This window comes from Shouchella oshimensis (assembly GCF_004375095.1).
GTDB classification, from domain to species: Bacteria; Bacillota; Bacilli; order Bacillales; family Bacillaceae_D; genus Shouchella; species Shouchella oshimensis.
On sequence record NZ_SNUX01000002.1, the window covers coordinates 850804 to 863742 of the forward strand.

Annotated in this window: 7 protein-coding genes and 1 pseudogene; 6 read left to right on the plus strand and 2 right to left on the minus strand. The window is 40.8% G+C overall.

Going from position 1 to position 12939, the window contains the following annotated elements:
- Positions 1–123: 123 nt before the first annotated feature.
- From E2L03_RS10205 to E2L03_RS10225, 5 genes and pseudogenes are all read left to right on the plus strand, one after another.
- Complete coding sequence (locus E2L03_RS10205) at positions 124–7188, plus strand: DNRLRE domain-containing protein (protein WP_241741810.1); 7065 nt, start codon at positions 124–126, stop codon at positions 7186–7188.
- A 56-nt stretch (positions 7189–7244) separates the two neighbouring features.
- On the plus strand, positions 7245–8084 hold the full coding sequence (locus E2L03_RS10210; RefSeq protein WP_134259123.1) for a YxiH-YxzG fusion protein: 840 nt from the start codon (positions 7245–7247) through the stop codon (positions 8082–8084).
- A gap of 583 nt (positions 8085–8667) precedes the next feature.
- Positions 8668–9015, plus strand: a complete 348-nt coding sequence (locus E2L03_RS10215; RefSeq protein ID WP_134259124.1) for a YcnL family membrane protein — start codon at positions 8668–8670, stop codon at positions 9013–9015.
- A 193-nt stretch (positions 9016–9208) separates the two neighbouring features.
- A pseudogene (locus E2L03_RS10220) lies at positions 9209–9316 on the plus strand (DUF2750 domain-containing protein); the annotation flags it as partial.
- A gap of 11 nt (positions 9317–9327) precedes the next feature.
- Positions 9328–9750, plus strand: coding sequence for a hypothetical protein (locus E2L03_RS10225; RefSeq protein ID WP_134259125.1), 423 nt, complete (start codon positions 9328–9330; stop codon positions 9748–9750).
- Between the two features lie 168 nt (positions 9751–9918).
- On the opposite strand, the gene E2L03_RS10230 is transcribed toward E2L03_RS10225, so the two are convergent.
- Together E2L03_RS10230 and E2L03_RS10235 are read right to left on the minus strand one after the other, a co-directional pair.
- Positions 9919–11178 carry an Nramp family divalent metal transporter gene (locus E2L03_RS10230; protein ID WP_166740267.1) on the minus strand — a complete coding sequence of 420 codons (1260 nt, stop codon included), beginning with the start codon at positions 11176–11178 and terminating at the stop codon, positions 9919–9921.
- Between the two features lie 214 nt (positions 11179–11392).
- Positions 11393–12097, minus strand: a complete 705-nt coding sequence (locus E2L03_RS10235; RefSeq protein WP_055735640.1) for a DUF3270 family protein — start codon at positions 12095–12097, stop codon at positions 11393–11395.
- Between the two features lie 153 nt (positions 12098–12250).
- Here E2L03_RS10235 and E2L03_RS10240 point away from each other — a divergent pair, with 153 nt between their 5' ends.
- Positions 12251–12928 (plus strand): DUF421 domain-containing protein, encoded by a 678-nt coding sequence (locus E2L03_RS10240; RefSeq protein WP_038477539.1) that lies wholly within the window; start codon positions 12251–12253, stop codon positions 12926–12928.
- Positions 12929–12939: the final 11 nt, after the last annotated feature.

The window sequence follows — 12939 nt, forward strand, 5'->3', positions numbered from 1 at the left end:
GTTGTGTATAGGCAACATTTTGTCGAACAAATGTGCTTGTCAAAAAGGAGAAGAACACATATTATAAAAATGTTACAAATGTAACCAATTTGTTACAAAAATTGAGAGAAAGTGGGTTTGAAGATGAGGCGAAAGGTACAAAAGCTTTTTATTTGGTTGCTTACCCTGCTTATTGTGGTTGGTGGCATGCCATTACAAGCAGTTGCAGAACAGGTTGGTGGACAAAATCAATCAGAGCAACAAGAGATGGAGAATCATGAAGACGAACGAGAAGAAGTAGTAGAAGAAACGAATGACGAAGAAGAAGATGGAGACGATCACCTTCTTTATGAAGATGCTGAACCAGACTTTGAGTTCGTCGAGGGTGAAAGTGATAAAAATTCTGAATTGGAAGATAATGATGACCCTGGGTCACAAGAAGAGCTAGTTGATGATCGTACAGAGAATACGAAACTTTTCTTGAATGAGGATGGCTCTTATACCCAAGAGGTGTATTTTGAACCTATTCATACGCTTGATGATGCAACAGAGGAATGGCAAGACATATCAAGTGAGCTAGAGAAGGTTTCGTCTGACGAAATTACGACAGAGAACACAAACCTCGCCTCAAGCTTCAAACCTTTCATGGAAGATGGAGAGTATGCCACATACACCCAAAATAATGACACCATTACGTTTTCGCTTCTTTCGGCAACGGATGAAGATGGAGAAGTGATTCCAGTTGAAAACCAACATGCCTCTTTTAACGAAAATGAAATTACCTACCAAGATATCTTTTCTAATATTGATTTAAGACATTTTACATTTGATCAAAGTACGAAAGAAGATCTTGTATTACATGCCTATAATGGCCTTCATACATTTACGTATCATATTAAAACCAAACTAGTGGCACAAGAAAATGAAGATGGTTCAATCACTTTTTCTACGACAGAAGGGGAAGCGACGTTTGAACTGCCAAAACCCTATATGGCAGATTCACAGTACGATGATGCAAAAGGAGAAACCGCTGAATCACAGGATGTGCGTTATACGCTAGAAGAAATGGAAGATGGCTATGAGCTAACAGTGGAAGCGGATCGTGACTGGTTAACAGACGAAGCTCGTGTTTATCCTGTTTATATTGATCCAACAACCTCTGTGAACGTGAGCTCAGATGCGTTTGTCATGAGCGCCTATCCGACAACGAACTATAGTTCAACGAGTAGTAAATGGGATTCCTCTCAGAATGCCCACGTTTTAAAAGTCGGGAAATACGATAACACGACAGGAACAACGTATGGCTACTTAAAGCAAAACATTAATGCTGTTAAGAATATGACTGTAACAAAAGCGACATTTAACGCTCATGTTATTCACCATTACTACGGCGACAATCCAAACGGCTTGTGGTTAGATACCGTTAATAGTGATTGGACACCGAGCACACTGAATTGGAACAATAAGCCTGGCTCTACAAATATTGCGAAAGTAGATGTTGGTCGAAACAAAAGAGCTAGTTTTGACGTAACAAACACGGTAAAAGCCTGGTTGAACGGGTCAAAAGCTAACTATGGCTTTAAGCTACACACAAATGGGAACGGAAAAGAATTTTGGAAAAAAGTCGTATCGACTACAAATTCAACAAATAAACCGCACATCAGTATCACATACACCATTCCAGCACCAGCAGCACCAACGTCTAAAACCTATACAACTGGGGATGGTGCAGGTCATGTGAACCTAAGCTGGAAGAAGATGCCGGGTGCAACAGGCTACAAAGTATGGGTGTACAACGGAAAGGATTATCAAGCCTTTAACGTTGGCGATGTAGCAAGCTGGTCAACAGAAGGAAAGAAAATTTGGCCAACAGCATCAGACATTGCGGCAGGAAAATTTGCGCTTTATACAAACGGAAAAGGGGCAGAGCTTGCAGTTGACCCTTCGCCTGTCTACAAGAACTCTGGCGGGAGTTATCCAACGAGTAAAAATTACTGGTTTCGAGTCAGCGCAATTTACGGACAAGGTGAAAGTGCTATGTCAGACGCACATAAGCCGAACATTCCAAACTTAAAGAAACCAGATAAACCAGCCTCAAAAAGCTATAGTAACGGAAACGGTACAGGCTACATTGATTTATCATGGCCAGCCATAAGTGGTGCAACAGGCTATAAGCTTTATCTTTACAATGGCACTAAGCATGAGATGGTCGATGTTGGAAATGTGACTTCCTACACTACAAAAGGAAAGAAAATTTGGCCAACAGCAGCAGAAATTAAAGCAGGCAAGTTTGCTCTCCATTTAACGGATAATGCTGGAGCAGAGCTACCGGTTGATCCATCACCTGTATACAAAAACTCTGGTGGGAATTATCCAAACGCAAAAGACTTTAATTTTAAGATTCAAGCATACAATGCTCATGGTGAGACGGTCCGCTCGGCAAGCGCCTTACCGTATATTCCTGATTTAGAAAAACCAAAAGCACCAAATGGTGTGGCCTACACGAATATTAAAGTGGAAAACACAGGCTACATTATGCTGGATTGGGAAGAAGTCGAGAATGCGACAGGCTATAAAGTGTGGATGTCAAATGGTAAATCGTTCACGAGCTTCGATGCCGGGGACGACACCCAATGGACGACCCAAGGAAAAGGGATCTGGCCAACTGCCGCAGACATTGCCGCTGGGAAATCAGCCTTATACACGAATGGGAAAGGATCAGAACTTGCAATTGATCCGTCACCTGTTTACAAGAACGCAGGCGGTAACACAACAGCAAAGAACTACTTTTTCAAAATAACCGCTTACAACAAGCATGGCGAAACGATTCAATCACCTGAATTCAAACCATCTATTGGACAGCCGACGGAATTTTTTGGTGAAGAAGATTATTGGTCGATTCTTTCTGTTCCATATGGAAAAGTGAACGCCGCAACAGGAAACTTGATCGTTTCGGAAGAAGACCTTTCTATTGGTGGTCGTGGACCGGGATTAGGGTTTTCACGAACGTACAACAGTCTAGCACCGACAACAGGCATGTTCGGTTACGGTTGGCATGCTGATAGTGAAATGACACTGAAGCTTTCTGGTAACCAAGCGCTATTCGTTGATGATGACAGTACGCTACACATTTTTACAAAACAAAGCGACGGCACGTACAAGCCACCAACAGGCGTATACCTTGAGCTAGAAGATAAAAACAACGCGTTGATTTTGACGACGAAAGACCAAACAAAAGCCCACTTCTCAAAAACGACAGGTAAGCTTGAAAAACTTGTTGATGGGCATGATAACACGACGACCTACACGTATAAAAACAATCGTTTAGAGACGATGAAAGATGCTTCAGGTCGAACCGTTACCTTCGTTTACAACGCTGATGGCACAGTAAAAGAAGTACAAGCACCAGGCTCTCGTAAACTTTTATACAGCTATGAAAATGGGAAACTCGTAAGCTATACTGATTTTGATGGTGCTGTTACGAAGTATGAGTATGCAGCAGATGGTAAATTACTAGCGGTTTACGAACCAACCCACACCGATGCAAAACCAGTAGTCAATCGCTTCCTTTATAACGGTGATATGCTGAAAGAAGCGATTAACCCGAGAAACGAATCATTCAAACTTGCTTACGATTTAACGAAACGGACGCTTCTTTTTACGCAGCCAAACAATCGTAAACTATCCTACACGTACAACGCAGCTGGGAACCCAATTCAGTACGTGGAAGATGTGGACAGCTTAAAGCTAACAACGAATTACAAGTACGTTGGAAATAATTTAACAGAAACAACCGACCCGAATGATATTGGATCAGGTAAGCCAACGGAATCCTTCCAGTATGATAAAGACGGCAATGTGATTAAAGCCGTTGATGATTACGGAACAGAAACGTATACGTATAACGACAACCATGACATCACATCAATGATTGATACAGAAGGTGACGAAGTAACGATTGCGTATGACGGTCTTGATGCTGTATCGGAAACCGATCAAAGTGGGAAAACCGCATCGGCGTCTAAGTATGCGAAAAACGGAAACCTAACCGAAGAAAGCCATGAACTCGCAACGGCAGCCAATCTTCTAGCAAACAGTCGCTTTGAAGACGGTACGACGAGCTGGACACGTATTGATAAACAGTCAAACGGTACGTATGTAGTTGAAAAGCAGTCTGCTGGAAAGCTAGCAGGTCCGAATTCGTTGAAAATGACGATGCAATCCGATGTGACCGAGCATGTGTACCAAGCAGCAACTCAAGTCGTTGATGCCTTACCAGATGTTTCCTATACATTAAGCTCACTAATTAAAACGGATACAGTAAACGCTCGTGCATTTCTAAATGTAGAAGCGCTAGATGCCAGCGGCAAACGAATTAAATGGATTGATAATCGTCACAGTCATCTTGTCGGTAAACAAAACTGGGCAGAGCGTCAGCTTTCGTTCGTAACACCAGCAAATACGGCAAAACTTCGCGTTTATTTAGAGCTAGAAAAAGTAAAACCAACAGCAAGTGGAAGCGCATGGTTTGACCAAGTACAGCTAGAACGAGCAGAAGTATCATCAAGCTACAACCCGATTCAAAACCCAAGTTTTCTAAACAATTTAACAAGCTGGAGCGGTTCTGGTGGCTCAGTTGACAGCGCTGGATTTGATGACAAGAAGTCCGTTAAAATTGTTAAAACAGCAGGACAAGCAGTCAGTGAATACAAACAAACGGTTACGTTAAACCAAGCAGCCAATGAACAAGCAATGGATTTAACGTTCACAGGTTTATCAAAAGCAGCCAATGTAAAGTCAACGAACTACGGCTTAAAAGCAAAAGTATTTTATACAGACGGCACGACCGCAGACTTTGGCCCAGCGACGTTCCCAGAAGGAACGAACGACTGGAATCGAACGGCATTAAAACTAACGAAGAGTAAGCCAATCACAAAAGTAGATGTTTCTTTCTTTATTCAAGGTAGTGGAACGGCTTGGTTTGACGACATGCGTTTGCTTGAAGGCAATGTCATTAAGAAACAAACGTTTGACAATCAAGGAAACTATGTCACGAAAGTAGAAGACGAACTAGGTTTCACAACATCAAGTGTATTTGACACGTACGGAAACGAAACAGAATCCACCGACGCCCTTGGTAAAAAGAAAACATTCACGTATGATCTAGCTAATCAATTAAAGCAGCTAAAGCTTGAAAACGGCACAAGCATTTCGTACACCCATGATAAAAATGGCAACATGCTGTCAAAGTCGATTGCGCCATCATCAGGACAAGCACAAGTCTTTAAATACGAGTACGACACAGCTGGAAAGCTGATGAAAACCGTTGGACCGTTTAACGATGTCGTAACGAACCAATACGATGCCAACAGCAATCTCATTAAAACAACAACACCGAATGGGCACACAACCGAATTAACGTACGATGGCACAGATCGAATGGCGACGAAAAGCTACAACGGTCAAATCGCCTACCGCTTTACGTACGATAAAAACGGCAACGAGCTAACGGTGAAAGACGAAAAAGCAAACAGAACGAAAGTCCGCACGTTCGATAAAAAAGACCGCATGGTTACGCTTGCTGAACGAACAGGAAAGCAAGAATGGAATTACTCAGAGACATCCGATAAACTAAATACATTCGTGTTCACCCACGGAACATTCAAACAAACGAACACGTATGAGTACAACAAAAAAGAACAAAACATTCGCATGAAAGACGGCGACGCGACGTACCATTTTGATTACGATGAAAAAGGTAACGTCAAAACGTTCTCATCTGGAAACCGCACAGGCGCAAGCTTCACATATGATCCACGCGGTCTCGTTACTGCCCTGACAGTCGGATCAGAAGCTGGCGCACCATTTTTAGAGGAATTCATGACGTACGACGCGAATGGAAACCGTACATCCATTAAAGATGGTAGCGGTAAGGCGATTTCGTATACGTACGGCGCTCTTGACCAGCTCATGAGCGAAACGTTACGCGACGGCACGAAAAACGAATTCACTTATGACGGCTTCGGCAACCGAACGTCAGTCAAAGCAACAATAAATGGGCAAACAACCGAAACAAAAGCAAGCTATAATGTCTATAATCAGCTGACAAGCATGGGCAACGAATCGTTTACGTACGATAAGAACGGCAACCGACTAACAGACGGCACGTACAGCTACACGTGGGATGCAGCCGATCAAGTGACAGCGGTCACGAAAAAAGGCGAAACCAAACCATTCGTCACGTACACGTACGATGAAGACGGACGCCGAATCCAAAAAGCGGTTGGTTCCACCATTACGAACTACCATTACGACGGTGACAGCCTCAACGTCCTTTATGAAACGAACGGTTCAAACGCCGTTACAAAGTCGTACACGTACTCCGACGCAGGTCAACTCGTCGCGATGAAAAAAGGAAGCGTCAAATACTACTACCACTACAACGCTCATGGCGATGTCATTGGTATCAGTGACAAAGACGGCAACCGACTCGCAACGTATGAATACGATGCGTGGGGCAATCCGCTGAAAGCCGACGAAACCGCAGCGGTCAAAGACAACACGTACCGCTATGCTGGCTACCAGTACGATCACGAAACCGGCATGTACTACCTCATGGCCCGCTACTACGAGCCAAAGCACGGTGTGTTCTTATCCCTAGACCCAGATCCAGGCGATGAAGACGACATCATTACGCAGAATGGCTATACGTATGCGAATAATAATCCGGTGATGTTAGTTGATCCGGACGGGCATTACTTCTGGCTAGCGGTAAACGCAGGATTTGCCGCATATGACGGATACAAAGCGTATAAAGCAGGTAAGGGCTGGAGCGGTGTTGGCGGTGCAGTTGCGTCAGCATTTGGACCAGGGAAATATGTTAAAGGTGCGAAAGCAGCGCTAGGTTTTGCGAAGAGAGGTTTCTTTAACAAGCAATCATGGGGTCATATAAAACAGAGGCATATGAAGGGGAGAGACAGCAAGTATAGCGATAAAGGTCTTTTTAAAAATAATCGAACTGCAAAGCGTACGTCACGTTCGACTTTAGCAAGAGGCAAGGCTAGACCAGGTAATAAGCCGGGTACAATAGTTTACGAAAAAAAATTCAAGAAAAATGTAGGCATTAAGAAGGATAACGGAAGACAGACAAAACGAGTTAGAGTTGTTGTGGGAAGCAAAGGTAGAGTAATTACGAGCTTTCCATACTAAAAATAATTTTTGCAGAGCCTTCTTTAAGGTGGGCTCTGAATTCTAGGAGAATAAATATGAAAACGGTATTTAACAAATTACTAAGTATCCATGAACGCCCAATCTTTATGGATTTTACTAGCAGTAATCTAATATCATATATTGTAGAACACGAAGATGAATATGTAATAATCAATCATTTGACGCATTATGAAAAAAAAGAGGTCTCTATTAAAAAAGAAGAGATTAATGGGTATTCAATTCGCTTTTTTCAGATGACTAAGAAAGGTCTTTACGTTTTGGTTTTCGCTAAGCCAGGTAAAGAAAAGATCGTTAGAGTCTATAATTCTAAAGGAGAAGTAAATTCGGCTTTTACTTTAGATGTCAATGATATCACATGTTACTACGTTGATGATAACGATCATTTATGGTTTGGTGTAGGCGATACAGAAATATACTCTGATGAGAATCCAGATGGAAGTGTTATTTACTGTTATAATCTTATCGGTAAACAAATCTATAAGATGGGCAACAAATTTGTTTACCAAATTGACTCCCCATCAATAGATGAGTGCTATGCACTCACAAAACATGGAAATGAATATTTTCTAGCGTACTATAGTGGTCTAAACATATTAGCTTACGATTCAAATGAAGTAAAAAAAGCGTGGGTGTTGGAAGGAACAGTTGAGATGAAAGGGACATGTGACGCTTTAGGCATATACGAAGAATGTTTTTGGATAGGAACAGAGAAAAATCATTTATATTGTATTCCGTCCGGTATTAGAGGAGAGGCTCATGAAATCATCCCCGTAGATAACACAGGTAAAAAAATTGGAACTGTGGAGAAAGTTACTTTTTCAGAAAAAGGTATTTACTTGTATTCAAATCATAATATATATCACATTGAGAAATGATGCTAATGATTAAATAGTTATCAATTAGTTAAGCCGCTTACGTGGATGAGGAGATGTTCTTTTCGATAGATTTTCTTCTTTATGCGCACTGTCTCGATGTCGCAAAGGGTAAGGATTTTCTCAATTTCATTTTATTATTTTAGTCGAAAAGCTTATCATATTATCTTTATAAAAGAGGCGCGTTTTTTACGGAAAAGCGAGCGGCATAACACAAAAAGCCTGCATGTGAAATGCAGGCTTTTTGAAGACGATTTAAAGTTCATACCCTTACGAGATTGAAGAAGGCTTCTATGAAGCGGATCGTATTTATTCTTCAGCGAGGATATTCTTATCACCTTAAACAAAAAAGTAGTAACGTGTTATTCGGACATCTTAACGAGTTAATTGCCAATGTTCTCCAGAAACACTTTTTAGTTTTTTTGATGATATTTTTTATTTTAATTTAATTACAGTCGATCGCGATCGACTTTTTTTGTGAAAACTTTAGAAAAACTTTAGAATCTAGAATTCTAATTGGCTGTATAATGGATATATATTGCTACAAATAGATAATAACCATTTAATCTAGAAAGCAGGAGCCCTAATGAGCCAATTTTGTCCCATTTGCGAAAAGCCCTTTACGGAAGAAGATCTCTACGATGCAAAGACCCCCTTCTCATTTAAATGTCGTGGTTGCCAATCTCGTGTATACGAAGTAAAAACATCACTATTATTACTTATACCAGCGTTAGGATTTGCTGGACTCCTTATTTTTTTAAGTGAGCAGATTCGCGAATGGTTACTGCCAATTCTTCCATTCATTGAAAATTGGCCAATAGCCTTAATTGCAATAGTCTTCTTATTTCCGATTTACTATTTTGGCGAAAATACACTTGTTAAATTAACGTATAAGCACGGAAAGTTTTTCAGCCGAAAAAAACGTGTTGCATAATGGTTAACGACAAGCCCGCATGTAAGTGCGGGTTTTTAGTGCACAAAATAAGCAGCTTCTCGGCGACCAATCGTTGAATTTCGATTTTATCTTACAGAGTCTAATGCAGGAAAACTATCAATCTCTTTAAGAGATTTTGTTCTAATAGGGGATTGTTTAGACGATTAACAGAATTTAAAAAGACTGGCTCCATGGAATGAATGAAGATGGCTTGTTAGTAGGCACGAATTGGAATGCTAAACTAATTGGTCTTGAGGTGGAACCTATGATTTTATATAAAGAGTTAAAAATTGAAACTTAAGCGAGGGAAAAATGGACATTCTCCAATTTAGTAATGAGGAATTATCGATCGCGCTTATACTCGATGATTATCATAAAGAAAAGGGTTTTCCAGCTGATGCTGATTTAACGATAAGGTTAAAGACGACCACATTAAATTTTTATTGCCATAGTGGACCTTATTATGTTCGAGCTTCTAGCTTGCGGAGATTTCATAAAGAGTTAGTGAAACTGACGGGCACAGGTTGGCTAAATCGCAAAACAACGGCATCATTTAGTGATGGCTTTGGAGAACTGATGCTAACATTTAATGAAGGTGATGAGGATTATGCTGTCGATATTGAACTAACGCAACATTTACATGAACAGCGGTACACGGCAACACATGCGCTTTCACTAGAATGTGTAGCTGACTGTAAAGAACAAATTGGTTCGTTTTTACAGGTGATGAAATGAGGGAGACGTTCTTGTCACTGGCAGGGCCTAATGTGACGCTCAAAAATTTCAATCTAGTTGTGCATAAAGCGTCTAGTGCCATCTTGTTACTTCCATTGAGACTAATGTAATACTTTATATGATAGTTGAGCTAAAGCCAAAAGCCTTAGTTGAGACTAAAGCTTTTGTTTAAAAGAAACTTATAAACACACGAATGGCGAGTAATGTCACGAGGCCAATTATGAAAAGCGTAATGATGTTACTTGAGGCGGAGTTATGAAACCGACCCATACGGTCTTTCTTGTTCGTCAACCTATAGAGTACGACTGTGAGAACTGGTAATAGTAAGCCGTTAATCGCTTGGGCCGAAATGATTAGTTCAATAGGTGATCCGCCAAAAGCCCACACAAGTGCAATGGGGATGAGGCCCGTAACAATTAAAATGATGCGGTTAACCGGTGCGTCTGGACTTTCTGATTGGTTAAACGCATGACCGAATAACATTGGTTGCACCGTTAAATTAAACAAGCCAGATGAAAAGCCGGCTGTCCATAGACCGATGGCAAAAAAGATGGTGGCAAATGATCCGAGAATAGGTGTCAGCTGCACAGCCATATCTCCAGCACTGTTAATGGTTTGTCCTGATCCATAGAATGCAGCTGCGGAAGATAGGAGAATCGCAATAGAGATGATAGCTAACAGGGTGAAATTTATTTTTAAATCATTGACTGAGATGCTGCGTATTTGTTCTTTTGTGTAAGCGGAGTGGCGATATTTGTCTTTCATAAAACCTGAAAGTGCTACAAGTGTATTCGGAACAAGAATGGTTGCAATTAGTGCAAGCACGATGAGTAGGTCTCCTTGCGGAATGGAAAACGTGAATCCTTGATTGATTGTTGCACCTGCGTTTGGCAGAGCAGCAAGTGCAGTTAAACAAAAGGTTAAGACAAGCATGATCATAACAATTCGGTTAATATTCTCAAGCACTTTGTAGACGCCAAACCAAGCAATCCCCATTGCCGAAACTGAAAGCAAACTAACCCAGGCAAGCATAGGAACGGATGGGAAAATAAGATTCATAGCCATAGAAGCACCAATGAAATTTCCTGCTTGAAAGGCGAGGGCACCGAGCCATAAGCCAAAGAAAATAAGTTTGGACCATAAGCTGCTTATTTCATCTCGAATGCCTTCTAATACGCTTGTCCCTGTTGCGACCGTCCAATTAATAACAGGTCGTTGGATAAAGTAGCCAACAAGACAAGCGAGGACAAGAATCCAAGCGACTTGAAATCCAAATTGGGCACCAGCAACGGATACGGTTGTCACAGTACCTGGACCGATAATACATGCAGCGACAATAGCGCCAGGCCCCCACGAACGATACCAAGGAATTGTCTGATTCTCTTCTAACGATGCTACAGTCACTTTCTCTCTAACTACATTCGTCAATCCAACCACTCTCCTCTATCTTGTGATTGTATCAACTAAAACCTAGAATTTTCTGTGTTTTTGTAAGGTAATCTACGATAAATCTTGCTTAAATATGGCTTCTTTTATGAATGGCTAAAAACAATAAACGGTAAGTGCACCCCTCCTTTGTTTTTATAGAGGTTCCTTATGCTATTAAAAAAAGCCGCTCAACAAAGGTCGAGTGGCTCTTGTATTACCATTGAAAGATGGCTTTTAACGTTAATAGTGAAACTGAAAATAGTAGAGACGCTATTAAAAAGGTTGGTAGGTGAGCATAATCTTCTTCAGGCAATTCTTTACTAATGACGTTAAAAATCATGGCGCCTGAACTAAAGGCGATTAATGAATCGACAAATAGACCAGTTGAAGGGCCAAATGTGCCAGCAATAGCACCTATGAGTGTTGTTGTTGCTAGAATGAAGCGACCGTATTGACGGTGAACAGTTTTATTACCATGACCAATGTGATAGGAGATACCGATAAAGTGAAGCCCAACAGCGACACCATAAAAAAGAGCTTCAACGGTTTTAACGTCTGATGCAAAGACAATATAAGAGATCATAAATGTATAAAAGGCGAAGAAAGAGATTTGTACGAAATAAGATGTATTCGGATGTTGCTCGTGTTTGGTTTTGGCAATTTTATAAACACTGTAATACACAAGTAATCCGAGTAAACCAAGAAAGTAAAGCTCTGAGTCTAATGCAAGATCTCCACCAAGTTGATCCTGCTCTTCATGCATGGTAGGCAAGATGTAGACAAAGACATAAGCAATCGCAACACCTCCTGATAAGGAAAGGATTTTCTGCTCTTTGAAAGGTGTACGATGAATGATGGGTAGTGCAAATAGTTGAATGAGGATAAGCATTACCCCGATAAGAATTGATTCTATTGTCATGTTGTTGCCTCCCCTTGCTTCATGCTTATCTATACCCACTTTTAAACCATCGAAGTTTACAGTTTTGTAAAGAAACCGTGTACAAATGTCTGGGTCTGAAATCGTCGATTTTGGTCTATGCTGTATACGAGTGGTATGAGAGGTGGTTAAAGTATGGGAAATTTGTTGCAGACAACGATAGAATTGACGGTAGGACTCTTTGCACTCCTTATTTTAACAAAAGTAATGGGGAAGACGTCTTTTGCGCAAATCACACCGTTTGATTTTATTTCTGCTTTAATTTTGGGTGAACTCGTTGGGAATGCCATTTATGATAACGAAACGAAATTAGGGACCATTCTGTATTCAGTATTAATTTGGGGTATGTTGTTATACATTATCGAATGGTCAACGCAGCGGTTCCGGAAGACGAGGAAGTTCTTTGAAGGAAATCCTTCTATTATTATTCAAAATGGACACTTAAATCGAAGGGAAATGAAACGGAATAAGCTCGACATGAATCAGCTTCAACATCTCTTAAGGCAAAAAGATGCGTTTTCTGTTCGAGAGGTGGCGTATGCGGTTTTAGAAACAGATGGACAAATAAGCGTTTTAAAGAAACAAAAATATGACCAACCGACCTATGAGGATTTTAAACTTAAAGAGGACCCTGTTTATTTGCCTGTTACCTTTATCAATGATGGTGTGGTTGACTGGGAAAATATCAAAAAAGCTGGATTAGACGAAAACTGGTTAGATAAGCAGCTCTATGAGCAACGGATTGATCATTATCGGGACGTGTTTTATTTAGAGTGGAAGTATGATGAAGGGATTTACCTTGAAAAGATGTGAAGAGCCCTCTC

Excerpts from the sequence above, each read along its gene's own strand:
- E2L03_RS10205 (WP_241741810.1), top strand. The coding sequence starts at position 124 with ATGAGGCGAAAGGTACAAAAGCTTTTTATTTGGTTGCTTACCCTGCTT.
- E2L03_RS10210 (WP_134259123.1), top strand. The coding sequence starts at position 7,245 with ATGAAAACGGTATTTAACAAATTACTAAGTATCCATGAACGCCCAATC.
- E2L03_RS10215 (WP_134259124.1), top strand. The coding sequence starts at position 8,668 with ATGAGCCAATTTTGTCCCATTTGCGAAAAGCCCTTTACGGAAGAAGAT.
- E2L03_RS10225 (WP_134259125.1), top strand. The coding sequence starts at position 9,328 with ATGGACATTCTCCAATTTAGTAATGAGGAATTATCGATCGCGCTTATA.
- E2L03_RS10235 (WP_055735640.1), bottom strand. The coding sequence starts at position 12,097 with ATGACAATAGAATCAATTCTTATCGGGGTAATGCTTATCCTCATTCAA.
- E2L03_RS10240 (WP_038477539.1), top strand. The coding sequence starts at position 12,251 with ATGGGAAATTTGTTGCAGACAACGATAGAATTGACGGTAGGACTCTTT.